The organism is Meishania litoralis (assembly GCF_042611095.1).
Lineage (GTDB): Bacteria > Bacteroidota > Bacteroidia > Flavobacteriales > Flavobacteriaceae > Meishania > Meishania litoralis.
The window spans coordinates 1,340,358-1,364,896 of the sequence record NZ_JBHFPV010000001.1; the positions used below are offsets into that span (position 1 = coordinate 1,340,358).

Sequence of the window (24,539 nt, forward strand, 5' to 3'; positions counted from 1 at the left end):
TGTTAAGACGTTAGATTATAGACTACTTGCGAATTCTCGCTTTAGATTGTTCAACTTGTTCGCGATGCTGGCATCAAATTGCAGATCACCTATTCTTAAGACGAATCCGCCGATGATGCTTTCATCGATTTTGTTCTCTATGGTAACTTTGTTGCCCGCGAGTTTACCTATTTGTTGCAATACCTTCTTTTCCAATTCGGCCGTTAAGGGGACCGCTGTAGTGACCACAGCAACATCTTGCCCTTTTAATTGTTCATTTAATATAATGTACTTCAGCGCGACTTCGTTTAACATGCCGATACGTTTATTGTCGACCAGCATTGATATCAGACCTTCTGAAATGGAATGACCATCTTTGAAAATTGCGCTCAATGCCTTCTTTTTGTCATTGCCGGGAATAACAGGGCTTGCCAACATTTCACGAAGATCCTTATTTTCGAAAATGGTACTTGAAATCGACCGCATATCTTTTTCCAAAGCCCCGGTTGCCTTATTCTCCACGGCAAGATCAAGAATCGCTTTGGCATATCGTAATGCCGCTCTAGATTCGCTCATTTTTTCGTTGTTCAGTTGTTCTTTCCCCTGTTAAACAAAGTAAACTTTTAATTCAGCTTTATGTCGCCCAGCATATCTTCGACCAGCTTCAATTGCTTGTCTTTGTTGCCCAATTGTTCCTTGATCACTTTTTCGGCGATTTCTACCGAAAGATTGGCAACTTGATTCTTTATATCGGCAACTGCTGCCTTCTTCTCACTTTCAATGGTCGCTTGGGCCTGCTTGATCATTTTATCGCCTTCGATCTTGGCTTGTTCTTTTGAATCGGCTATGATCTTCTCCTTTAATTCTCTGGCTTCTTTCAACATCTCCTCGCGTTCCGCCCTTGCTTCTTTCAACAACTTCTCGCTGTCGGCGGTGACGTTCTGCATTTCTTTTTTCGCCTCCTCGGCAGCGGCAAGTGCATTTTTGATGCCTTCTTCACGTTCGTTAACAGCTTGTAGAATCGGTTTCCAGGCATATTTGCGCAAAAGCAGCATCAAAAGAACAAACAGCAGTATTTGCCAGAAAAAAAGTCCGAATGAAAAATCATTGATCAACTTCTCCATAATATGTTTTATTTAATCATTAAAACAACCGCCATAACCAACCGTTATAGCGGTTGTTCAATACTCTTAGCCTACGAACAATGCCGCAAACCCAATTCCTTCAATAAGCGCCGCCGCAATCAACATTGCTGTTTGAATTTTTCCGGTAGCCTCAGGCTGACGGGCAATAGCGTCCATCGCTGAACCACCGATTCTACCAATACCGATACCAACACCGATAACGATTAAACCTGCTCCTACAATAGTTGGAACTTCCATAGTATATATAATTAAAAATTAAACATTCCATTGTAAAATCTACCGACTGCGACCACGGTTACAACAATCATCAATGTGCCTCTTCGTGGTCATGCTCTTCTACGGCAAAACCAAAATAAAGGGCCGACAACAACGTGAATATATAAGCCTGCAATGCGGCAACCAGCAATTCAATAATCGATAGAAAGAATGCCAAAACCAACGACAATCCGCTTCCTATCCAATTTTGTACCAAAAAGACCAAAGCAATAATACTCATCAGTACTACGTGGCCTGCCATAATATTGGCATATAATCGAATCATTAAAGCAAAGGGTTTAATGAAAACGCCAAGCAATTCAATCGGAGCCAAAATAAATTTCATCGGTACCGGTACGCCAGGCATCCAAAAAATATGCTTCCAATAGTTCTTGTTGCCCGAAAATTGCGTTATGACAAATGTTATCAAAGCCAAAGCGAAGGTAACGGCAATATTTCCTGTTACGTTCACACCCAATGGCGTAAGGCCAAAAAGGTTCAAAAACCATATAAAAAAGAACACGGTCAATAGATAGGGCATGAATTTTTTGTACTTCGGGCCAATATTCGGTTTTGCAATATCATCCCTGATGTATAGTACTATTGGTTCGAAGAATCTGCCTGCACCGGTAGCAATAGGCCCTTTTTTGAACGATTTGGCCAAGCCGGCGAAGAGCAAGAACATCAATAAACCGGTCACGAACATCATAACGACATTCTTTGTAATGGAAAAATCGAGAGGTTTGGCATTTGTTGGGTGATGTTCTTCATCGTAACTTATCGTACCCTTGGCATCGGTCTTATAAACCTTATTATGGTATATTTTATAATAGTTGCCATTACTCTCGGCAACAGTTTCGCCATGGTGGAATTTCGAAGACGAAAAGATATGCAAACCATCATCCCAAAGGATTACGGGGAGTGAGAAACCATAGTGTTTGCCCGTCTCGGAGTCAGAAAAAAAAGTAAATGAATAGGAGTCTTGTATATGGTGATCTATATCTGCCTTGATTTCTTTCTTTTTCGCATCTTTACTACTATCATGGGCCGCATCGATATTATGTTCGACCTCCTGAGCAAAGAATATTCCGCTAATAGATAGAAATCCAATAAAAAATGCTTTTGTAAAAGGTGTAATTCGCATACCTCGTTAAAATCAGGGTCTCTAAAAATCGGTGCAAATGTACGGCATTCTTCTAAAAAGAAAAAAGCAAAACCACTCTTTATTTTATGGCTATTTTTTATCCAGATTATTGAGCATTTTACCGGTAAATATTGTTTCGATCACGAGGGAGATAACGTAAGGTACAAAGAAGGCCGCAAACTCAAATTTGTCCATCTTTCCATCAGCTTGATAAATTGGATAAAAGAGAATGAAAAAGAGAATGAATTTGATAAAACTACCTCCTATAAAAAGATAGCCAATATAGTTTTTCAGGATATTTCTGAATAGAAAAAGAATGGCGTATATCGCAGCGGCCAAAGCCCCGTTCAACCAATAAGAGGTCACGATCAAATCGCCAAATCTCAAATGGCCCAAATTTTCGAGAAATGACGTATGGGCGAAAAAGGCCAAAGACAACATCGCGCCAAGAATTGTTAAAAAGGAAAGTAATGGCCTGATATTGGGCATTATGGTTTTATACGTTTGAGTTGGCGCAAAACTACCCAAATTGAAATTGCCACCCCCAAAATCGTGGTAATGGCCGTATAGATTTTTTTATCGGTTTGATAGTGCTCGTCAAGCCAAAGGCCGCCCTTAGCCGCAATGAAAATAATCGCGCCCATTTCAAAGGCAATACCTGAGAGAACGGCAAAGTTTTTAAAATTGTTTTTTCTTTTACGAGGCTTTTGCTGCTCCACCACCAGAACCGGAATTTGAGTTACCGGCCAAGGACGATTTAAACCCGCCTGGCGCGCCAGTACCTGAAGCGCTTGGACTCGGTTTGTTCGCGTTGCCCAATAAACCGCCCTTGCCTTTCATGTTGCACGAGGCATTAAAGGTAGCTCCGGGCTCGACCGCCAATTTTGATACCGAGACCGTACCTTCTATTACGGCCGATGACTTAAGGGAAAGCAAATCGGATACCAATAGCTCGCCATTGAAGCTTCCTTCGATATCGGCATTTACACATTCTACTTTTCCATGGATATAGCCATCTTTGCCAATGACCACTTTGCCCGAAGTCTTGACGTTACCGTCCAATTTTCCGTCAATTCGAAAATCAGCTTCCGAGATGATATCTCCCTTGATTTTCGTGTTCTTTTCGATTCTGTTGGGTTGTCCGCCTATTTCGTTCATAGTTCTAGGTTTTTGTCTGTCTGAAAACATTCGTTAAGGTTTTGGGGTTGAAAGGGTGTTCTTATAATCTTCTAGATTTTTATGCACTTGTATTATTTTATAATTCGAAGATAAGATAACAAAATTCTCATCTTTGATCCTATAGTCTTTGTTATTTTTGATCAGTTCGGCATAGCCTAGGGCAAAATCTTTCGACTTGAAGCCATGCACGACGATAAATTGGGTTTCCAAGTTATAAATATCTTTTGAGACCGTGTTCTTATATTTTAAATCTTTTATTGATTTTACCAGCTTTTCCATCAATTTTAGGGCTACTTCATCATTACTTCGCCTAAAAGGAAAGACGACCTTCCAATTACCGGTGCCCGATGAGCCTTCTTCTGGCGAGAATTCCTTGGGTTCCAACTTGGGCAATTGCTCTGCGACCATCTGTTCGGCCTTTTTACCTTCGGGATTGTTCGGATAGGTCAATGCCACATAGTTCAGGGCCTCTTTAAAAGGTTCGAAACCGTTCAACCTTCCAATGGCATTTGCCTTCAACATTTCGAACTTGGGCACTATCGGGTCTCCCGTATATTTGTTGATATTCTCTTCAGCTCCTGTAATTACCCTTAAAAATTCCTGGTTTCGGTATAGTACGAAAAGTTCGCCATACCTGGTATCGGGACTATCATCATTATCGGCCAACACGGCCTGCGGATTCAATAATATTTCAGCATATCGAGAATCACCATGGTTTTTGACGATATTGTCTTTCATTTCGGCCATTAGCGGGCTGCCTTCTTCTTCATAAATCTTGTACAGGTTGTATTTTGAGGGCAATATCAATCGTTCCTCGGGATTCGATTTCAGTACGGTCTCCAACTTACCGGCGGCCAAAAGATTCTCGTTGAATTTTTCCTTATAGATCAATCCGAGCTGATAATTGGCAAAATTGCGCTCCGTACGAAGACTATCTACAAATGATGCTTCCGTCGGAACCCTGTCCATATAAAAATCCAACGAATACCTTTCTTCCTGCGAAGGTGCCCTATCAAGGCTATCGACCTTTGCTATGTTCGCCTCACCGTTAATGGGAGAAACAGTATTCTTGTTGCTCCATCTCCAATTGTCTTCCAATTCGCGATTGCCCCATCTGTTCGTAAAATCGTTCTTGCCATAGCCCAAACTCTGTAAGTTGTAGAAATAGAACTTTCCCTTGTTCTCTTTCCCACCCTTTGTCTCGGCAAATGCGGCAAAACCTGCGGTAATCTTTTCTTCGGCTTTTTTGGCGGCTTCCTCGTCCGCTTTTTTGATTTTCGCGATATGTGCCTCAAAATAGGCTACACGCTCTTCGGGCGACTTTTCATAAAGCGTTATCACACTATCGGTGTGTTGAACGATGTCCTCATATTTGATGACATCTTCAAGGTTGTCCAATTTCTTTTTCGTAGCCCTAAATTTCTTGGTGTTTTCCGACAGATTGGTCAAAACACTATCATAATACGCTCCGGCCGTTTTGTATTCATTTTTATCAAAATTGTATTCGGCAAGGTTCTCATAGTTCAATGCGTTTAGCTTCGGCTCGTTCTGCGTGGCACGCAATGATTTGTTGAAATAGGTCAGGGCCAAGCTGTCGGACCCACGATCTAGGTGATACTCGGCCACTTGTCGATAAATTTTGTCTAAAAATGGTCGGTTCTCACGACTTTCTTCCAATTCGGTCAAATATTCCAAAAGCTCTTCTTGGTTTTCGTCGGTTATCTGTGTGTTTCGCAGTTTCTGGATTTCGGCATTGATCATATATACCCGAGGCGATTTTCTATTCAGGTCGATCACCTTGTCAAAGGCATAATTTGCACTGTCCTTATGGCCCATCTGATTGAAAAGTTGTCCGATGATATAGTAATACCTTCCCTTCTCAGCATTCTTTTTTGTGTAGTACGAGGCAATTTTCAATTGTTGAACGGCCGTGTCAATAACCTTCTGATTGATATATGCCTGTGCCATCATCGCACGTGCATCGGCATACTCTTGGTCGCTGAGCTTCTCATATTTCATCAGACGCTTTAGGTTCTTAATGGCCAGATCTTCGTTCTCCAATCGAATATTGACTTTTTCGCGCCAAATGTGCGCCTCGTTCAGCTTGTCGCTATAGGTGTATTTTTTGATAATGTAGTTGAAAGCCTCAAGTGCGGGAATGTAACGTTGATCAAAGTATCGTGCCTTGCCCAAAAGCAAAAAAGCTTCGTCGGTCTGCGGATTGCGTTCTTCGTCCTTGATGTCCATACTATGTTTTTGTATGGCCTTGGTCGCTTTTTCTTCGGCAATTATAAAATTGGGGTTGTTGTCTTCCGAATCCAACTTCAGGTCTTCGGTCACTTCAAGGCGCTCGATAGGAAGGGTTTCCCAATAATCGTCCTTATAATTTGTGTTTAGCGCCTCACGGCCTTCCTCAAATGCAATATTGCCATTATATAGCACATTGTACTTTGTATTGAGTGCATGCCAATTTCGATTGAGCATGGCGTCTTTCTTGGTAGAACATGCGTTGAACAGGATGCCCCCCAATAATGCGCTAAAAATAACTTTGAAATAAACCTTCAATTTTGCGTGTATACGTACGTAACTTTAACTGCAAAAGAACGGGATTATTATACGATTGGTCGATAAAAGTGCAAGCACAAGTGCAAACGTTACGATCGGAAAAAGAAAATAAAAGGAGTTCGAGCACCAATTTTAGCGACCGATCGGTTTGTTCGGTGCACCTTTTATCTATAAACTGCCTTGGTCATTGGTATTTCAAGGATGATTTTTGACTTGAAATCGAAAGTTTGTTTTTTAATCTTGTTTATGGAAAACTCAAAACCGACTATAGGGTCGGGTTAAAGGTTCATACAGGTATTTTTAGGATGTTTTTGCTTCTGGGGATAAAATCCCACCGCCAAAGAAAGTTTCAAGTTCTTTCAGGGTTTCTTCAGAAGTCTTTATGTCACGTACCATTTCACCCTTGTTCAAGACCACGATCCGTTCACAGACCTCAGTAACATGGATCAGGTCATGGCTCGATACCAGAACGGTCACCTCTTGTTTTGCCGCCAAATCTTTAATTATGCCTTTCAGGCGAATTTGTGTCGATGGGTCCAAGTTTGCGAAGGGCTCGTCCAAAATGACCACTTCGGGGTTTCCGATAAAAGCGGCCACAATCCCTGCTTTTTTTTGATTTCCCTTAGATAGATCACGTAGGTACTTGCGCTGTCCGAGAATCTCACCGTGGAAAAAATCATTAAAATCAGAAAGCAACGTATCTACGTCGGCCTTGTTGCGCCCGCGAAGTTCGCCGATGAAATAGAAATACTCTTCGGGCGTCAAATATCCGATAAGAAAAGTCTCATCAATGAAAGATGATGTAAAAGGTTTCCAGGCCTCACTTTTGTCGATTTGAATGTCGTTGCTGGTAATATGGCCCGTAGTCGGTTGTATCAAATCGAGCAGAAGACTGAAATAAGTGGTCTTTCCTGCACCATTGTTTCCTACAAGACCGAAACTCTGTCCCTTTGGTATTTCCAAATTCCCTATGTTCAGAACTAGCTGCCTTCCATATTTCTTGGTCAAGTTTTGTGTCTTTATCATAACAATAGTATTTTATTTTCATTCCCATGAAGCTGGGAATCCTTTCAAATTCAGGTTCAACAAAAGGGTTATGGGCTTGTTAGTTTATCAGAATCAGTATGGTCATACCACAAACTTTTGGCTAAAATTGCTTTTTATAAACCTATAAACCCCTACACTTATAAACTCACTCAACTATTCTTTTCTTTAAATCCGGCGATCATGCCATATTTTTTCTTGCGATATACCTCCGTGATTCTATCCAACAACTGTTTTCTAAAGGCGAAACCGATTATCCCCGTGACCGTCAAGGCAATCATTGCGGCCTCGAAGGAAATGAAAACGACGAACAAACCGTAGATAATCATAGGTGCACCGAAAAGGGGAATCCCCACTAAAAACTGGGCTGCCCCCGTACCCTGCATATTACCGATAGCACTTTTGGTCAGGTCGATCCGTTTTTTGTTCATGGAACCGAAAAACAAGATTACGGGGATGTTGACGCCTAAATTATAGACCGCACAGCTCAAATTGATCCATAAGGCCTGCCATCCAAAATAAACGTAAGGTATGGAAAGTAAGAACATAACAACGACACTGACCGTAATGAGCCCTGCCTTTGATTCGAGATAATCGCGAAGCGGAATATTCTGGGCCATCATCATACTGTAATACTCACTGTCCCACGCCGGGATGAACTGGCCGAAGTTCATTAAGAATATGCCGGTCATAAATATACCCACGAACACCATCATAGGCGACCGAGGCCCGAAATCATCCATCGCATAAAAAATCAGTCCATAAAAAATCATGGCCAATGACATGAATACCTGCATTTTTGTTCGTTTGTTACGCCAGATCAGCTTGAGGTCCAATTGCAGGTACGGGGCAATACTACCGAAACGTTTGGTCCATGCCAAATCGGAGGTTTCTGCCACTTTGGACTTTTTTTGCAAGGAGGCATCCAAAAAAATGCGGTCACGCAAAAAATTATAGTTGATATAGTAACACCCCACTGCAAGACACAAAGGAACGACAGCAAACAAAGGGTTTAGATAAAGTCTGTAAAAAAGCCCTCCCATAAACCCCGAAACCGAAAAGATGCCAAAATGCTCCAAAGCATAAAGGCCGGCCATCAAAATGACCAACCCGATCAAAACCTTGTCGCTTTTATTGATTATGAAATTCAGATAATTGACAAAAAGTACGATGCAACCCATCGAAAAGAGCCAAACAAGCACGTTTAATGGCGGATAACCCTTTGCCAGCAATACGATGACAAAGGGTACAAAAACGAACAGTGCCAATGCGTTATAGAAGGATAGCCCCGATCTACCCAAAATGTAATGGGTTATGTTCTTCTTTTTGATGGGAAGCATCAACAATGGTTTGACATCCATCACGGGAAGTTTTTGCATGAAATACCTAAAGAACAATTCTATCAAGACCCAATAGATCAAAAGCTCGCTCACTTTTAGCATTGGGTCTACATCGGGAAAGATTTTTTGCAATGCAAAGAACAGGCCCGCACCCAATGCGATGAGCGATACCAGCATATATATCGCAAAAAGCAGCATTAAGATCCGTACGGCCATGCCTTTGCCGAAAGAGGAAGATCTAAAGAACGATTTCCATTGAAGCGAGACAAAGTGTTTGAACATGGGCGGTGGTCGTTATTTAACAAATTAGTGGCGTTCGAATAGAATTTGTTACACTAAGCGGTCATTTTGTATTCGGGATACGTCTCGGCAAGCAATTCTTCGGCTTTTTTGGGAATGATATAGACCATTACGTAGACCAAAATTGAGAATAAAACCAAAATAACAGTAACAAGTATCAGAAACATCCTGTTCATCACCAATGATTCATTCAAAATTACTGCGCTGTTGAAGATGTGAATTGGAAATATTATTAAGTTGAACAAATGAACTTGGTTGAAAATCATTTCTTCCAGCATCCATTTTTTGTTTTGATAAGCAATTCTTTTCTTCAATTGCAATGAACGCCATAAGAAAAATAAAGCCAAGATGAAAAAGGGTATCAAAGCATAATATCCCATATGGTTTTGGGGCAACTTCACGAAAATCTGGAACAGTATATAAGTGGCTGTAAGAGTCAAAATGATTTTAGGCAACTTGAACCATTCCTTAACAAACCCAAAAATGATTTTCCAATATTTTTTTTCCATGGCTTTACGACGTTTTCGAACAACCCTTTCAAAGCCATGCACCCCAAATTTTCTAAATTCACGTAACCTGGCATCTTTGTAGCTACGCTCGGGGTGTTCATGCCATTGCGCTTCGATGCCGTTCGCCAAATGATCTACCAATTCGATCCGTAGGTCATAATGTTCGACATGGTGTTTACGAACAAAATTGAACAAGTCTTGTATTTGGTCTTCGGTCAGTTTCATGCGAGCGCATTCCTAATAATTTCGTATTCTTTTACTATCCTTTGGTAATGCTCTCGATATTCCAAGATTGCCGCAATGTTTATCAACGTCATAAATAGAATACATGGCGCCATGAAATAGAAATTATCTATAAGTCGCATATTGTCTACACTCCAAATTGAAGGGAAATAAAAAATGCTAAGAAAAACATGCGGCAATGCAAAGAGGTTTCCCAGTTTCATGGCCGCCAAGAGTTGTTCCCGGCTTTTCTTGTTGAAACGCTTGACATAAGATTGGTACATAAACGCTATTATCGTTAAAAAAACCGGAGCAACAAGAAGAAACCGTACCGTTCTTACCGAGAATAGATCTTTAGAAAAAAAGATACACAATAGATAAGTCAAAAGGGGAAGTAAAATCTTCCATTCTTTAAAAAGTGCCAAAAACCGTTTTAACAGGCCCTTTTGAATTCCCCAATGCATTGCGCGTTCTTTGTCCTTTGCGGCAGATCTACACCATTTTAATCTGTCTTTGACAAATACTTCGATAGAGACCTGTTGGGTCGATTGCTCATATTCCGTAACAAGATGGTCTACCAATTCATAGCGCACGTCCACATATTCAATGCCGGAAAACCGTAGCCATTGATCCACAAACCTTATGTTTTCGTCATTTAATTTCATGTAGATGGTTTAGTTTATACTCCAATCAGGATTTACCAAATGTTGCATGTTACGAATAAAATCCTCGAGTTCGGCCAGTCGGTTCACGGTTTCCCTTTCACCTTGTTCGGTCAGTTTGTAATACTTGCGCAAACGGTTATCGACCTTGGCCACCTCGACATCCAAAAGACCTTCGGCCTCTAATTTATGCAAGGCAGGGTAAAGGGCCCCCTCCGTAATCTTCAATTCACCTTGGGTGAGTTCCTTTACTTTTTGGGTAATTTCATAACCATACATCTTGCCCCGCTCTTCAAGCAATTTCAAAATGATGGTATTCAAGCTCCCCTTGTATAATTTTGAATTTGACATTTATTTTTGAAATGTATGGATATGTCGAATATATACATAATTTTCTTATGCATAAGAATTTTAGGTGTGTTTTTTTCGTTTTTCCGTTTTTTAGAGGCTTTGCAATGCGTAGCTTTGCAGTCCTTTATTACCAAATACGATATTAATGGCCCAATTTCATTCCCTCACGGTTAAGAACATCAGACAACTTACCCTCAATTCGGTGGCAATTTCCTTTGCCATCCCCAAAGAATTATTGCAAACCTTCGATTTTATTCCCGGGCAGTACATCACCATAAAAAAGGAAATCAAGGGAAAAGAGCTTCGCAGGGCTTACTCGATCAGTTCTTTGCCAAAGAGCGACACCATAACCATCGGGGTCAAAAAAGTAGATAAAGGCGGATTCTCCGATTATGCAAACACAAAACTAAAGGTGGGCGATATACTTGAGGTCATGCCGCCCGAAGGCCGCTTTGTCTTCAGCCCGAACCCGAACCCGAAGAAAATGGCCGCCTTTGCCGCCGGAAGCGGTATTACACCGATTATGAGCATTGCTCGAAGCGTTTTGAAGAGCAATGCCACCAATCAATTCGTTTTGGTGTATGGCAACAAGTCTACCGAAGAAACCATGTTCTATACCGATTTGGTCAAGTTGGAACTTGATTACCCGAATCGGTTTTTTGTGTATTTCACGAACAGTCAGGCCCGTGAAACCGACTCGCTTTTTGGACGAATAGACATATCAACGGTCAATTATGCGCTCAAGAACAAGCATAAAAATGTTGATTTTGACGGTTATTACCTATGTGGCCCCGAGGCCATGATCAATCTGGTATCTGACACTTTGCACGAGAACGGTGTTCCATCCGATAAGATCCATTTCGAACTGTTTACGACCACAGAAATTTTAGACGAGCTTCCAGAGACATCAGATGGCAAGACGGCCGTAACCGTAGTCTTGGATGATGAAGAATTCGAACTCTCGATGAACAGAAACGAATTGGTACTAGACGCCGTACTCAAACAGAACATCGACGCACCCTATTCGTGTCAAGGCGGGGTCTGTAGCAGTTGTATCGCCCGTGTGACCGAAGGCAAAGTGGAAATGGTAAAAAACCAGATACTGACCGATGGCGAAATTGCCGAAGGTTTGGTGTTGACCTGCCAATCGCATCCAGTTACGGCTACCTTGAAAGTGGATTATGATGATGTGTGATGGACGGTCAAATCTTCTAATTTTCGGGCAGCATGATCATAGCCTATAACGTAGGCCTTTTCGATGCTCTTTTTGTCCAATACCCCGATTTTTTCCAATTCCTCGGGCTCAAAGATCAGATCGCACTGACTTATCTTATGACGGTTGATCGCATAGATCATTAACGAAGTCGTGCGGGTCGCCAATTGAAGTGATGAATTGATCTCTTTTTTTGCAACTTGCTTAATGACGGAAACATTGCTCCCAATTACGAACTCTACCTTGTTGCGCAATGGTTCCAATGGAAAGTTGTTCATAATGCCCCCATCGGCATAAAAGCAGTTGTTGATCTCTAAAGGACTAAAAACGGGCGGTAATGCCGCGGAGGCCAATAAAGGTCTTAACAGTTCACCCTCATGGAAAAATTCTTCCTCACCTTTCTGCATATTGGTCGCGACCACGAACAGTTCACGTTGCAAAGCATCGAAACGTAGGGGGAAGTATTTTTGAAAAACATCCATGTACCGTTCGGTATCTACAAGGCCTGGCTTTACAATGGTAAAAAAATCGTACCTGAACAACGGGGTTTCCTTAAAAAAGGATAGCATATCGGCAATCGGGGTCCGGTTGGCATACAACGCCCCCACCAATGCTCCTACACTACTGCCAGAAACGATTTGCGCGGAAATCCCATATTCTTCCAAGGCGCGGATGGCACCGATATGGGCCATGCCCCGCACACCACCGCCCGAAAGCACCAAGCCGATCGACTTATCTTTTAAATGTAGGCCCATCTTTGACGTTACTTCAAGACAAAACTACTCCAATTTGTGGAGAATCTCGGTCAACATTTCGATTTGAAGTGCTCCCGTAAACGGATTGTTGGGCATGCCATTACAGAGCACCAGATAAAAACCCAGTTTAGATGCCTTCCACTCCCTCATAACCTGCCTCTCCGACATATCTACTTTATAGAAATAGGTAAAATGCCTTTTCGGGTTTATCCCCAGCCCTCGACAGATGGCCATGGCCCTTTTCAGGGCAAAATCTACCTCGCCCTGATTTGAGAGCCCATAACGTTTCAAAGCGCTTATGCTATAATTCAGCTCTCGATGGGCCAAAGCCTCTTCGAACGCTTCCAAAACAGCGATTAAACGTGAATCGAATCTTACTATGCTGGTCATTTCAGCTGTTCTTTTCGATTAACTGGACCAATTCATTCTTCGTGGAGACCCCCGATTTGCGCCAAACGATTTCACCTTTTTTAAAAAGTATCAACGTAGGAACTCCCCTTACCTGAAAACGACCGGCGATATTCTGGTTCTTATCGACATCGATTTTAATTATCCGTGCCTTACCGTTGATCTCTTCGGAGACCTCCTTTAATATCGGACTCTGCATCTTGCACGGCCCGCACCAATCGGCGTAGAAATCGATGAGTACCGGTTTTTCTGAACGTATTAGCCTTTCAAAATTTCCCTTCATTTTCTTCTTATTGATTATTATCTCGTACTTGTTTCAACAATTCTTTTTGTTTATCCGTCAATTTGGCCGGAAGTTTTACGTTAAGTGTGACGAACAAATCGCCAAATTGGCCCGATTTGCCATAAACCGGCATTCCCTTGCCCTTCAATCGCACTTTTTTACCGTTCTGGGCGGCTTCTGGAATGGTAATATTGACTTTGCCGGAAAGTGTGACTACTTCTTGCTTTCCTCCCAACATAGCCTTGAAAACATCCATGGGCACCTCCATATAAAGATCATTCCCTTTTCGTTTAAATATGGGATGGGGAGTTACCCGAACATTGACATAAAGGTCTCCCGACTTTCCACCGGAACCTTTTTGACCCTTTCCCTTAGCACGCAATTGTAAACCGGTGTATGCCCCCGGTTTTATCTTCAACTTGATCTTATCACCATCAACGTCCAAAATACGTTCGGTACCATGATAGGCCTCTACCAAACCAATGGCTACTTCCCCCGATACATCGGCCCCGGGAAAATCGTAGGTAGTACGGCTTCTCCCACGACCTTGTCCGCCGCCAAAAAAAGCCTCAAAGAAATCTGAAAAACCGCTACTGCCCCCAAAACCATCGAAATTACCCGAAGGTTCGTATTGATGGTGCCCCTGACTTTGGTATTGGCGATACTGCTTTCGTTGGTTCACAAAGTCGTCGTAACTGGCACCGGATTGCTGAAATTGTTCCCAATCTGAGCCCAATTCGTCATATTGTTTACGCTTTTCGGCATTGCCCAAAACCTGATAGGCTTCGGAAATTTCCTTGAACTTTTCCTCCAAAACCTTATCGCCTTTGGTCTTATCAGGATGATATTGTGTAGCCAGTTTGCGATAGGCTTTTTTGATTTCCTTCTCATTGGCGTTTTTCTCGACTCCCAATATGTTATAATAGTCCCTGAATTTCATTTCTTTCATCAACAATAGTATGCTTCAAAATATGATAATGTGTCAAGTAACCGATACAAATTCCATTTACCATGTGTTCTACAAGTATAGCAAAGATTCCAAACCGGTACACTGATAAGGGTCATATGCGTCTCACTTGTATGCAATATTTTTAGTCTTCATTATAGTTATTCATCCAATTGATTAAAAAAGGAGGCTTTCGCCTCCTTTTCGATTATGAATCCATTCCGAAGGCATAATAATATTTATCGGGCGACCCTTCATATACTCCTTCCAACATCACTCCGCCGTTCTTATCTTCCAGGGCTTTCGCCACATCTTCCACATCTTTTACCTTTTTACCATCGATATGCGTAATTATAAAACCTTCACGCATTTGGGTTTCTTTTCTGATTTTTCCGGCATACAAACGAACAACTTGTACGCCGCCATCGACACCGAGTTTCTTGGCCATACTGGACTCCAACGTTTCAAAGTCCGCACCTAAAAGATTCAAGACTTCTTTCTTTTCGCGCTTCGTAATCTCAGTAGTGCCTTTGGCATTCTCCAAGGTTACCTTGAATTCCTTTACACTGCCGTTACGTCTTACGGTCACATCGACTTTGTCACCAGGTCTCTTGCTTGCTATTATTTCTTGCAATCTTGGCGAGGTGCTCACCAAAACGTCGTCGACTTTTGTAATGATATCGCCCGGTTCGATACCTGCCTTGTCCGCGGCGCTGTTCTCGCCCACATTCTCTACCCAAACACCTTTTACGAAATCAACGTCTTCTTCATGGGCCAAGCTGCCATCCATCGTACGAATGGTCACACCCAACATGCCACGTTGTACACTGCCATATTTAAGCAGGTCTTCGACCACTTTGGTAACGATATTGCTCGGTACCGCAAAACCATAGCCTGTATACGTTCCGGTTCTACTGGCAATCGCCGTATTGATTCCGATAAGATTTCCTTCCAAATTGACCAAGGCTCCACCACTATTACCGGGATTGATCGCCGCATCGGTCTGAATAAAGCTTTCAACCGCGAATTTCTCCTTATTTATATTAATGCTTCGCGCCTTTGCGCTAACGATTCCCGCGGTAACGGTAGAATTCAACCCCATGGGATTCCCTACCGCCAACACCCATTCGCCAACTTCGACGTCATCTGAATTGACCAAGGCCATTGTTTTCAAATTATCCGCCTTTATCTGCAACAAGGCCAAATCTGTCGTAGGGTCCGTGCCAATGACCGTAGCCTTGTACGACTCATTGTTATACAAGGTCACTTCAACCTCATCGGCATTATTGATAACATGGTTGTTGGTGACGATATAACCCTTTTCGTTTATGATGACGCCAGACCCCGTACCTATCATCGGCTGTTGCAACATGCCGCCTTCGGGCATCTGATTTTTGAACATGTCGCCAAAAAACTCCCGAAAAGGGTCGGGCAACTGTCTTGGGCTATCCATTTCGGAATGAACCCTTGTTTGGGTCGATTTGATATGTACCACCGCGTCCAATACTTTTTCGCTCGTCTCCGTAAAATCGAGAGGGGTGATATTGCCTTCGTTATCCGCAGTATAAAGTACGTGCTGCCCGTTCAGGCCATTTACCTGTTTAATTGTAATGGGGTCTTCTTTGCTCAAATGGTATCCTCCTATGACCCCGAAGCTTACCACAAGTGCGATAAGTGCCGATAAGAAATATACCTTCCATCCTTTTTGTGCATTCATTTTACTTGTCATTTTTTAATGTTTATTAAATATTACTATGTGAAACATTTGAATTCTTGAAATCAAAACTGAAAAAATGTCGCTTTAAGGCGACAAAATGTCATTTTCTTTCGCTGGATTTGTTGGCGGTCGGTCTATGCTTCCCTTTTCGGTCCTTACAATAATCAGACATGGGAAAAGGATTGTTAAAGCCTTCATCTTGCAACACCGTTTTGGTGGTCAACTACAAAAAAACAAGATATACGACCACCAATTACGATAGACCATATGCCGACTTTCCAATACGTTAAAGAACTTTGATTTCGCTCTTTACCGGACAAACCCTATGCCAATAAAAGAATGGAAAATGCTAAAATTGTTTTAAAATTACCGCACCAAAATTAGACCGGTCGGTTTGGGCCTTGACAAATAAACCTTTTGAAGATTCGGATCGATGCAGTTCATCGATAAAACCAATGGAATAAACCATCTTTGGCCAATAGTATTGCCGAAATCAAATCTTAAAAACCGACCGTAAGGTCGTTTCATTGATTTGCCGAAAAGTGTTAAGTTCTTAACCGTTTGTAATTAAAAAATTCCACCAACGACCAAATGCAAAATCCTTTTTTATCGTAAGTTTACATTGTATCGTCAATCGATGGAACCCAAGCACGAACATACCACGGCCATTTTGGTCTTTGCCAATTCTTCAGGCGAGGAAACGAAGCGTAAAGCCATCAAATGCGGAAATCGACTTTTCGATGCGCTTACCGCCAATACCCTGAAAACGGTCAAAATGGCCGGAATGCCCTTTTTTCACCTCACGGAGACGGAGCAACGGGGAGATTCTTTTGGCGAACGTTTTGCAAATGCCATACAATATGTCTTTGACCTAGGTTATGAAAATATCATTACCGTCGGCAACGATAGCCCGCACTTGACCAAAGTCCATCTGAAAACCGCACTGATTGCCTTGGAAACCAAAAAGGCCATTATCGGTCCTTCCGCAGACGGGGGATTTTACTTAATGGGATTGCATCGTTCCAATTTCAAAAAATCCGTTTTTGAAGCGCTTTCATGGCAGACTTCCCGATTGCGGGAGGAAATTGTCAGTATTCTATCCGATAGCGGAAAGAAAATCACAATGCTTCCCGTCTTATTTGATATCGATACCATTTGGGATGCAAGAATAATTGCAAAGCACGTTGTGGGAATCGCGGAGAACGTATTGCGTATCATTCAATCGATCATTTCCCCCAATCATGGAGCAAAAACTCCTCCGTCTTCTTATATCGAGACACTTTATAGCCAAAACCTTTTCAACAAAGGGTCGCCGCTTTCTTTTTTTTCCTAATCTTTTTTCCCTTATAAAAATTCCCTAGGAATCATGGCCTCGAGGCCTTGGTTTTCCAATTAATCAATTATTAAATAACAACACATGGCAAATACATATTATGACGCAGCCGATTTGCGCAAATTCGGAAAGATTACGGAATGGAGCGAAGAGCTCGGTACTAAATTTTTCGATTACTACGGAAAAGTATTCGAGGAAGGTGCGCTTTCGGCCCGGGAAAAATCATTGATCGCCCTTGCAGTGGCCCATGTGGTCAAATGCCCCTATTGCATCGATGCCTATACCAAGGACGGACTTGAAAAAGGCATCACCAAAGAAGAAATGATGGAAGCCGTTCATGCCGGTGCCGCCATCGAAAGCGGGGCCACCCTCGTACATGGGGTACAAATGATGAACAAGTACAATAAGTTAAGTATGTGATGAAGTACAAAGTGCGAAGTACGAAATACTAAGTTTGACAAATGTGTCTTCGTACTTCGTATCTATTTCAGGTACATTAGTCCCTTTATATCATATTGCTTGTTAATCGATAACAAGTATATTTTAGACAACATCAGATGGCTACAAAATCGTTAAAGGCTAGGCAAGAAGCACTCGCCCAAAAAAACAAACAGCTTGAAATATTGAACGGAGGTCTTTTCGCCGATGGCGAACTGCCCTATTTCAAGGATAAAATCGCCAACATCGGCCGATTTCCGCTACGGCCAAAAAAATTGGAAATTCTACAGATCAACATAGGTTACATGTGCAATCAGGTCTGTGAACATTGTCATGTCGATGCGGGCCCTGACCGAAAGGAAATTATGACGCGCGAAACGATGCAACTTTGTTTGCAGGTCATTAAGAACACTGGGGCGCATACTTTGGATCTAACGGGAGGCGCCCCTGAAATGAATCCAAATTTTCGATGGTTTGTAGAAGAAGCGGCCAAGGCGGGCATCAAGGATTTTATCGTACGCTCGAACCTGACCATCATTCGGGCCAACAAAAAATACCACGATTTGCCCGAATTCTTCAAAAAACACAATGTTCATGTCATTTCCTCGATGCCACACTACACCCGTGGGAAAACTGACAAACAACGTGGCGACGGTGTTTTTGACAAATCGATAAAGGCCCTGCAAGAATTGAACGCCGAGGGGTACGGCATGCCCGACAGTCCGTTGCGGCTAGATTTGGTCTATAATCCTTCCGGGGCCTATTTGCCCGGTAACCAATCGGCCATGGAAAAAGACTTCAAAAAAGCCCTGAAAGAAGATTTCGACATACGGTTCCATAATCTTTTTGCCATTACAAATCTGCCCATTGCCCGGTTTTTGGATTATTTGATCGCCTCGGAAAATTATGAGGATTATATGTATGCACTCGTGGATGCCTACAACCCGGCAGCCGTCGAGAATGTGATGTGCACCAATACCATTTCGGTCAGTTGGGACGGTTGGCTTTACGATTGCGATTTCAACCAGATGCTCGATTTGAAAGTGGCCAGCAGGGTGAAGCATTTAAAAGACTATAATGAGGCTATATTGAACGATAGAGACATTGTTATTTCCCAGCATTGCTACGGTTGTACCGCAGGTGCGGGCAGCAGTTGTCAAGGAACCGTGACGTAGGGCCAAATTCCCCTCTTTTCCACAACTTTTCGTGTTGAAACACACTCCTGTAAAGACAAAAAACAAGGTTCATGACCTACCAATAGGTCGGTTGCCTCTTTTTTGAATGGATCCTTTCCAAATTTCTGCGCATTTCGTCGAAAAATAGTTCCAAATAGCGACAATCGTCCAACAAATTCAACTTTACGGAGTTATTGTAACAGACCAGGTGGTCGATATTAAAAACAACCCGAATCTTATGGAAAAAAACTTAAAACGATTGGCAACGATGCAGCGCATGGAGGTCAAAGGCCTTGAATTATTCTATTCAAAGGGATACAGCAATACGAGTGTTGATGATATCTTAAAAGAACTTTCGCTTTCGAAAGGTGCTTTCTATTACCATTATGAATCAAAAGAGGATTTCTTCATCCAGATTATTCAAAACCTATTGGTGCGCAAGGTGTATAGTATGTTGATCGAACCCATTGAGGGCCATGAGAACCCGTTGCAGTTGATAACCAATTGTTTTGACGAAGCATTGGAGTGCGCCGTTCATAATGAAATGGATTATGGATTTTTGCTGAGCAACTTCCTAAATGAGTTCAATGGAAGAAATGCGAGAATAATGGCCCCCTTGAACGATATTCTTAAGGTTTGGGAAGTTAATTTGGTGTCAGCCATACAGCGTGGGAAGTTCAATGGCTTTGTCGATAGACATGTTGACAGCGAAGGGGCCGCCGTTTATTTGATGAGTTCATTTATAGGCATTCGAACCTTAATGGTCGAATCATCACCTAGTGCCCGAAAGTATCGTTTTATGGCCCAGTTGAGGCAATATTTTAAATCTATCGAGGCCAGTCATACTTCTGTATAGATCAGGGTCAAGAACTTCCAAGAATTTCTTGGGCCTTACCAATTATTTCAGCTGGGCGGATGGTTTCAATGGCTAGCTCATAACCTAATGGCATTTTATTGCCGTAAATCGATGTGGGTATCAACGGAAATTGTTCCCTGTCTGCCAAAAGTGCATTGTTGATATCCTGCCCAAACGGATAGAACCCCGCGTATGGATGTGTCACTCCCCATAAAGTAATAACGGGAATACCGTACATGGCCGCAAGATGACCATTGCCACTATCCATGGATATCATCAGGTCCAAATTGGAAATCAAGGCCAATTCTTCCTGAAACGTAAGTTTTCCTGCAATATTCAAGCAATTGGCAAATTTTCCATCCAATTTATCAAGTTGTCCGATTTCTTTTTCGCCACCACCAAACAACAATATTTGACAGTCAGAAGTCGCATTTAGATCGCCAATGACCTTTTCCATAAGATCTAAAGGATACATTTTTCCGGTATGTGCGGCAAACGGTGCGATACCCAGCCACTTTTTCGAACTTCGGCCTACCAGGGCCAGAATTCGATTCGTTAATTTCTCTTTTTCGAGCAACGGCGCTTGTGAGAGGTCAACAGGGAAACCCATACGCTTAAAAACATCAGCGTAACGTTCATGGGTCGTCTTCAAAGGTTTGAAGACCTTGTTCTTTGCGGCCGTTAGCTTCTTTTTCGCTTTCCGTCCCTTATCAATTTGATAAAACGGTACTCCGCCAACTCTAAAATAACGTACAAGTATATTACTACGCAAAACATCATGCAGATCGGCAACGGCATCAATATCAAGCGATCTCAATTCTTTATATAATTTCCATAGGCCCAATGGCCCCTTATGTTTTCCTTTGACGTCGGCAACATTGACCTTTACATTGTTCAGTTGGGAAAACAGTGCATGAAAGTGCTGCTTGGTGAGCACTGTAATATTTACATGGGGATGTTGATCTTGGAGGGCTTTTAATACAGGAACCATCATTGCCACATCGCCCATTGCCGAAAGGCGGATGACGAGTATATGCTTTGAACGCCTTTCACTTGATGCCACGAAGCACAGGGTTTAATTCTTCGTCATTGTACATCTTCATTTGCTTATAAACCTTCATATACTTGTTGCCCGCTTCGATATCGGACAAAAGCTGGTCGATGGCGGTCGAAAGGTCCCGTTGCTGCTCCAAAAGCACATTTAATTTTTCGCGGCATTTTGCCACATGCTCCGGGGAGGCATCTTTGCGGTTGGCCTCTTCCCGCATGTGATAGATCTTCAACGCCAAAATGGACAACCTATCAATGGCCCAGGCCGGACTTTCCGTATTGATAGTGGCACTATCCTTGATTTCTACCGATTGGTATTTACTCAAAAAATAGCTGTCTATATATTCGACCAAATCGGTACGGTCTTGGTTGCTTGCATCGATTTTGCGCTTAAGGGCCAGAGCATCATCTGGTCTGATTTCGGGGTCTCTTATGATATCTTCATAATGCCATTGAACCGTATCGATCCAGTTCTTTCGATATAGAAGATGGGCAATATCGTTTTTGGAATATGGATTCAAAAAATCTTGCTCAACGTCATCCTTTTCGTGATATTTCCGAATACTTTCTTCAAAAATGTCAAATGCTAGCTTACTGAACATGGCTGCGAAATTTTGGCAAAGATACCTCTTATTTGCTCCATAATCGAGAATTAAGTGCTCCCACGCTTTGGTCAAAGTCCAAAAACGAAGTTTTCTTCAATGCGTAGGCCTCGATAGTTAAAGGTATCGTGCTAAATCAAAACATCGAATATGAAGATTAGGAAGGGAACCAAAACAGAAACCATGAGCACGATTTCCTTTATATTTTGTCTATTTATAGTTTCCACATAATTGGCGAAAAAAATGGCTGCAGGAAAAAAAGTCACCATGAGCGGGTCCGATCCTGGCGAAACAACAAGCATATTCATGAGAATGCCCAAAATGAAAGTCAAAACGGCCAACCGCATCGTTACAATCTTACCAATGCCCTTTTTACCAAGTTTGAGGAAAGAAATGACCGCCGCAACCAAAACCATTATTATATAGATGATCAATTTGGCGCTATTTTCCCAATGCAAAAAGTAGGATAGGTCGAATTTTAGTTCAAAGCCATAATGTTCTTGAAAAAAGGCTGTATGACCGATTAGGGTCAATATGCCGTAACCGATCATAAAAAAAACGAATATGCTGGAAAATGGCACCAGCCAATTTCTGATATTCTTGGGTTCGTAAATATAAATCGCGGCAAAAACCAGTACTAGAAACAGCAAGACCCATTCATAAAACAGACTCGCTATGAGTATCCATAGGGTGGCATCGAATATTTTGAGCTTCATATCTTTAAGGGAACGCAAGCTTATCAATCTTCTTGTGGCCAACAATATGAAGAAGCTACAGAAAATAGCGCTATCGTCAACAAAGGTTTCGGTAAAAACAAACATTAGAAGCCCATAGAACAGCATTGCAAACGAATTCGGGCCTGTCATCTTATTTCGTTTCGCAATAAAGTTTACCAAAAAAACACTGAAAAGCAGTATGGACAGTACAAAGGTCTTGAAAACCAATTGCGAGGGCGAAAATGTGGCTCCGGGGGAAAGAAATTGAACAATCCAGTATAAAACGAACAGAATGGTCAGAACGATAATATGATTTATGGGCTTTGTTTTGCCAAAAATGCTTGATATCATCTAAGATTTTATACTTTTGTTGCACAAATATAACCAAGTTGTAATAGTCAAAGCTGATTATAAATCAATTTATGATCAGGACTAATTTAAATCAAAAACTATGTGGCGTTCTTTTTTTGAAGGTATCGAAGATTTGTTCGTTAATGTGCTCTTTGCGCCCTATGATTTTTTTAGGTTCATGGAAAACTGGTGGGCCGCGAACATCGTAAATTGGATTCTATTCTTGATTTGTTGCGTTGCGTTCGTTTATTGGATGCTGCAGTTGAAAACCTTCGATGACAACAACGAGGAGGACAAGTCGATTACGGCACATTCCTATCTTTAGGTCGCTTCTACAATCGTCGTCGGGTTAGGGGGTGGCAATCCTCCAATCCTAGATTTTCCGGAATTATAGGTCAAAACCGATATCGGAACGATAATTCATTCCGTCAAAAGATACTTTTTCGATGTTTTGATAGGATTTGGACAGCGCATTTTTGAAATCATTTCCAAACGAGGTTATTGCCATGACACGGCCGCCATCGGTAACGACTTTCTCTCCGTCTATTCGCGTACCTGCATGAAAGACCAGTGAATCGGATATTTCATCGAACCCTTTGATTTCCATTCCCTTTTTATAAGTGCCGGGATAACCGCCGGAGACCAGCATGACGGTAGATGCCGTGCGATTGTCAACTTTTAGGTCGATATCGTCAAGACACTGCTTAGCAACCGCCTGAAAAACCTCTACAAGATCATTTTCAATTCTTGGTACGACGACTTCAGTCTCAGGGTCGCCCATACGTACATTGTATTCTATTACAAAGGGATCGTCGCCTACTTTGATCAATCCGATGAAAATAAACCCCTTGTAGGGCAGGTTGTCCGTTCTAAGCCCCTCTACGGTCGGTTTTACGATTCGTTGGTGTATCTTTTCCATAAACGCTTTATCTGCAAAGGGAACCGGGGAAATGGCCCCCATACCTCCTGTATTGAGTCCTGTATCACCTTCGCCTATACGTTTATAATCCTTGGCCGTGGGCAGCACTTTATAACCTTTGCCATCAGTGAGTACAAAAACGCTCAGTTCGATCCCGGAAAGAAATTCCTCGATAACCACCGTTGTGCTCGCCTTGCCGAACTTTGATTCCAACAACATAGATCGAAGTTCACGTTTGGCATCGTTAAGGTCATCGAGTATTAAAACCCCTTTGCCTGCCGCCAGACCATCGGCTTTAAGCACATAAGGCGCCTTTAACGTCTCAAGAAAGGCTTCACCTTCAGCAATGTTGGCGGCAGTGAAACTTTGATATGCGGCGGTAGGGATATTATGGCGACCCATAAATTCTTTGGCAACTCGTTTACTGCCCTCCAGGGCCGCGGCCGCCTTTTGCGGTCCAATAACGGCGATATGGCCTATTTCTTTGTCCTTCAGGAAAAAATCGTGTATTCCATTCACCAAAGGATCCTCGGGCCCGACGACTACCATCTGTATGCGGTGCTCGAGCACCGCATTTTTTATACCCTCAAAATCATTTACACCAATTGGTATATTCTTTGCGATCAACGCCGTTCCAGCATTTCCAGGGGCGACGAAGAGGTTAGAAATGTGCTTGCTTTGACCAAGTTTCCAGGTCAGGGTATGCTCCCTACCACCAGAACCTAAAACTAAAATGTTCATGTTTTACTATTTTGGGCAAAAATAGACATGTTCACTTCAAAAACAATTTCAATTCTGCAAAACACGCATACTTCTTTAGTGCAAACCTTGAATTCGTTCAATTGGCAAAAAAAAAGGATTCATGGTGGACCAACGAAGAAACGCAATAAGGTATATGGGCCTTAAACGAATCATTTGTAGTACAATTGATATTTCGGGCAATGCACTTTATCGATAAAACGTAGCAAATATGCGCTGAAAGACCCGCTATTATTGCGAAACTCCCAAATCGTATACGATTATGGGCCATCGTTTAAGAAAAAACCTATCGCTTTATAGTAAATTTTGTACCCATCTTTGCT

28 protein-coding genes are annotated in these 24,539 nt (G+C 42.2%); 6 read left to right on the forward strand and 22 right to left on the reverse strand.

Annotated features, from left to right (window positions below):
• Positions 1 to 15: 15 nt before the first annotated feature.
• The 13 genes from atpH to ACEZ3G_RS06080 form a co-directional block, all read right to left on the reverse strand.
• Positions 16 to 555 carry an ATP synthase F1 subunit delta gene (gene atpH, locus ACEZ3G_RS06020; RefSeq protein WP_432424544.1) on the reverse strand — a complete coding sequence of 180 codons (540 nt, stop codon included), beginning with the start codon at positions 553 to 555 and terminating at the stop codon, positions 16 to 18.
• 47 nt (positions 556 to 602) lie between these two features.
• Positions 603 to 1,103, reverse strand: coding sequence for a F0F1 ATP synthase subunit B (locus tag ACEZ3G_RS06025; RefSeq protein WP_432424545.1), 501 nt, complete (start codon positions 1,101 to 1,103; stop codon positions 603 to 605).
• Between the two features lie 66 nt (positions 1,104 to 1,169).
• On the reverse strand, positions 1,170 to 1,361 hold the full coding sequence (atpE, locus tag ACEZ3G_RS06030; RefSeq protein WP_013305801.1) for an ATP synthase F0 subunit C: 192 nt from the start codon (positions 1,359 to 1,361) through the stop codon (positions 1,170 to 1,172).
• Positions 1,362 to 1,431: 70 nt separating this feature from the next.
• Positions 1,432 to 2,523 carry a F0F1 ATP synthase subunit A gene (atpB, locus tag ACEZ3G_RS06035; RefSeq protein WP_432424546.1) on the reverse strand — a complete coding sequence of 364 codons (1,092 nt, stop codon included), beginning with the start codon at positions 2,521 to 2,523 and terminating at the stop codon, positions 1,432 to 1,434.
• A 90-nt stretch (positions 2,524 to 2,613) separates the two neighbouring features.
• On the reverse strand, positions 2,614 to 3,012 hold the full coding sequence (locus tag ACEZ3G_RS06040) for a DUF6168 family protein (RefSeq protein ID WP_432424547.1): 399 nt from the start codon (positions 3,010 to 3,012) through the stop codon (positions 2,614 to 2,616).
• The gene (locus tag ACEZ3G_RS06045) at positions 3,012 to 3,242 is read right to left on the reverse strand and encodes an AtpZ/AtpI family protein (protein ID WP_432424548.1); all 231 of its coding nucleotides are present in this window, start codon (positions 3,240 to 3,242) and stop codon (positions 3,012 to 3,014) included. Before ACEZ3G_RS06045 ends, ACEZ3G_RS06040 begins: the two co-directional genes overlap by 1 nt.
• Positions 3,220 to 3,711, reverse strand: a complete 492-nt coding sequence (locus ACEZ3G_RS06050) for a bactofilin family protein (protein ID WP_432424549.1) — start codon at positions 3,709 to 3,711, stop codon at positions 3,220 to 3,222. The genes ACEZ3G_RS06045 and ACEZ3G_RS06050 overlap by 23 nt, the downstream gene beginning before the upstream one ends.
• 3 nt (positions 3,712 to 3,714) lie before the next feature.
• Complete coding sequence (gene porW, locus ACEZ3G_RS06055) at positions 3,715 to 6,267, reverse strand: type IX secretion system periplasmic lipoprotein PorW/SprE (protein WP_432424550.1); 2,553 nt, start codon at positions 6,265 to 6,267, stop codon at positions 3,715 to 3,717.
• A gap of 300 nt (positions 6,268 to 6,567) precedes the next feature.
• A complete protein-coding gene (locus ACEZ3G_RS06060) occupies positions 6,568 to 7,293 on the reverse strand; it encodes an ABC transporter ATP-binding protein (RefSeq protein WP_432424551.1) in 726 nt (241 codons plus the stop codon).
• Between the two features lie 170 nt (positions 7,294 to 7,463).
• A complete protein-coding gene (locus ACEZ3G_RS06065) occupies positions 7,464 to 8,933 on the reverse strand; it encodes a DUF5687 family protein (RefSeq protein ID WP_432424552.1) in 1,470 nt (489 codons plus the stop codon).
• Positions 8,934 to 8,986: 53 nt separating this feature from the next.
• Positions 8,987 to 9,685: a hypothetical protein gene (locus ACEZ3G_RS06070; protein WP_432424553.1), complete on the reverse strand. Its 699-nt coding sequence runs from the start codon at positions 9,683 to 9,685 to the stop codon at positions 8,987 to 8,989.
• Entirely contained in the window at positions 9,682 to 10,347 is a 666-nt protein-coding gene (locus ACEZ3G_RS06075; protein WP_432424554.1) for a hypothetical protein, read from the reverse strand. The genes ACEZ3G_RS06070 and ACEZ3G_RS06075 overlap by 4 nt, the downstream gene beginning before the upstream one ends.
• Before the next feature lie 9 nt (positions 10,348 to 10,356).
• Positions 10,357 to 10,695 carry a PadR family transcriptional regulator gene (locus tag ACEZ3G_RS06080; protein WP_432424555.1) on the reverse strand — a complete coding sequence of 113 codons (339 nt, stop codon included), beginning with the start codon at positions 10,693 to 10,695 and terminating at the stop codon, positions 10,357 to 10,359.
• Positions 10,696 to 10,840: 145 nt separating this feature from the next.
• Here ACEZ3G_RS06080 and ACEZ3G_RS06085 point away from each other — a divergent pair, with 145 nt between their 5' ends.
• Positions 10,841 to 11,890 carry a 2Fe-2S iron-sulfur cluster-binding protein gene (locus ACEZ3G_RS06085; RefSeq protein ID WP_432424556.1) on the forward strand — a complete coding sequence of 350 codons (1,050 nt, stop codon included), beginning with the start codon at positions 10,841 to 10,843 and terminating at the stop codon, positions 11,888 to 11,890.
• Here the strand turns inward: ACEZ3G_RS06085 and ACEZ3G_RS06090 are convergent.
• The 5 genes from ACEZ3G_RS06090 to ACEZ3G_RS06110 all read right to left on the reverse strand — a co-directional run bounded on the left by ACEZ3G_RS06090 (position 11,875) and on the right by ACEZ3G_RS06110 (position 16,029).
• A complete protein-coding gene (locus tag ACEZ3G_RS06090; protein WP_432424557.1) occupies positions 11,875 to 12,663 on the reverse strand; it encodes a patatin-like phospholipase family protein in 789 nt (262 codons plus the stop codon). The genes ACEZ3G_RS06085 and ACEZ3G_RS06090 overlap by 16 nt on opposite strands.
• 24 nt (positions 12,664 to 12,687) lie before the next feature.
• Positions 12,688 to 13,053 carry a hypothetical protein gene (locus tag ACEZ3G_RS06095; protein WP_432424558.1) on the reverse strand — a complete coding sequence of 122 codons (366 nt, stop codon included), beginning with the start codon at positions 13,051 to 13,053 and terminating at the stop codon, positions 12,688 to 12,690.
• 1 nt (position 13,054) lies between these two features.
• On the reverse strand, positions 13,055 to 13,354 hold the full coding sequence (gene trxA, locus ACEZ3G_RS06100) for a thioredoxin (RefSeq protein ID WP_432424559.1): 300 nt from the start codon (positions 13,352 to 13,354) through the stop codon (positions 13,055 to 13,057).
• Positions 13,355 to 13,361: 7 nt separating this feature from the next.
• Positions 13,362 to 14,303 carry a DnaJ C-terminal domain-containing protein gene (locus tag ACEZ3G_RS06105; protein ID WP_432424560.1) on the reverse strand — a complete coding sequence of 314 codons (942 nt, stop codon included), beginning with the start codon at positions 14,301 to 14,303 and terminating at the stop codon, positions 13,362 to 13,364.
• Positions 14,304 to 14,508: 205 nt separating this feature from the next.
• The gene (locus tag ACEZ3G_RS06110) at positions 14,509 to 16,029 is read right to left on the reverse strand and encodes a Do family serine endopeptidase (protein WP_432424561.1); all 1,521 of its coding nucleotides are present in this window, start codon (positions 16,027 to 16,029) and stop codon (positions 14,509 to 14,511) included.
• Between the two features lie 625 nt (positions 16,030 to 16,654).
• Between ACEZ3G_RS06110 and ACEZ3G_RS06115 the strand changes: the two genes are divergently transcribed.
• The 4 genes from ACEZ3G_RS06115 (at position 16,655) to ACEZ3G_RS06130 (ending at position 19,819) form a co-directional block, all read left to right on the forward strand.
• Complete coding sequence (locus tag ACEZ3G_RS06115) at positions 16,655 to 17,350, forward strand: TIGR04282 family arsenosugar biosynthesis glycosyltransferase (RefSeq protein ID WP_432424562.1); 696 nt, start codon at positions 16,655 to 16,657, stop codon at positions 17,348 to 17,350.
• Positions 17,351 to 17,434: 84 nt separating this feature from the next.
• Positions 17,435 to 17,770, forward strand: coding sequence for an arsenosugar biosynthesis-associated peroxidase-like protein (locus tag ACEZ3G_RS06120; protein ID WP_432424563.1), 336 nt, complete (start codon positions 17,435 to 17,437; stop codon positions 17,768 to 17,770).
• A gap of 137 nt (positions 17,771 to 17,907) precedes the next feature.
• Positions 17,908 to 18,963, forward strand: coding sequence for an arsenosugar biosynthesis radical SAM (seleno)protein ArsS (gene arsS / locus ACEZ3G_RS06125; protein WP_432424564.1), 1,056 nt, complete (start codon positions 17,908 to 17,910; stop codon positions 18,961 to 18,963).
• A 238-nt stretch (positions 18,964 to 19,201) separates the two neighbouring features.
• The gene (locus ACEZ3G_RS06130) at positions 19,202 to 19,819 is read left to right on the forward strand and encodes a TetR/AcrR family transcriptional regulator (RefSeq protein WP_432424565.1); all 618 of its coding nucleotides are present in this window, start codon (positions 19,202 to 19,204) and stop codon (positions 19,817 to 19,819) included.
• 7 nt (positions 19,820 to 19,826) lie between these two features.
• Here the strand turns inward: ACEZ3G_RS06130 and ACEZ3G_RS06135 are convergent, their stop codons facing one another.
• The 3 genes from ACEZ3G_RS06135 to ACEZ3G_RS06145 all read right to left on the reverse strand — a co-directional run bounded on the left by ACEZ3G_RS06135 (position 19,827) and on the right by ACEZ3G_RS06145 (position 22,538).
• On the reverse strand, positions 19,827 to 20,882 hold the full coding sequence (locus ACEZ3G_RS06135; protein ID WP_432424566.1) for a glycosyltransferase family 9 protein: 1,056 nt from the start codon (positions 20,880 to 20,882) through the stop codon (positions 19,827 to 19,829).
• The gene (locus tag ACEZ3G_RS06140; protein WP_432424567.1) at positions 20,869 to 21,471 is read right to left on the reverse strand and encodes a DUF4254 domain-containing protein; all 603 of its coding nucleotides are present in this window, start codon (positions 21,469 to 21,471) and stop codon (positions 20,869 to 20,871) included. Before ACEZ3G_RS06140 ends, ACEZ3G_RS06135 begins: the two co-directional genes overlap by 14 nt.
• Before the next feature lie 131 nt (positions 21,472 to 21,602).
• Entirely contained in the window at positions 21,603 to 22,538 is a 936-nt protein-coding gene (locus ACEZ3G_RS06145) for a DUF6427 family protein (protein ID WP_432424568.1), read from the reverse strand.
• Between the two features lie 100 nt (positions 22,539 to 22,638).
• Here ACEZ3G_RS06145 and ACEZ3G_RS06150 point away from each other — a divergent pair, with 100 nt between their 5' ends.
• Positions 22,639 to 22,863, forward strand: a complete 225-nt coding sequence (locus ACEZ3G_RS06150) for a DUF6341 family protein (protein ID WP_432424569.1) — start codon at positions 22,639 to 22,641, stop codon at positions 22,861 to 22,863.
• 63 nt (positions 22,864 to 22,926) lie between these two features.
• Here ACEZ3G_RS06150 and purD read toward each other — a convergent pair whose 3' ends face one another.
• Positions 22,927 to 24,198, reverse strand: coding sequence for a phosphoribosylamine--glycine ligase (gene purD / locus ACEZ3G_RS06155; protein WP_432424570.1), 1,272 nt, complete (start codon positions 24,196 to 24,198; stop codon positions 22,927 to 22,929).
• Between the last annotated feature and the right edge of the window lie 341 nt (positions 24,199 to 24,539).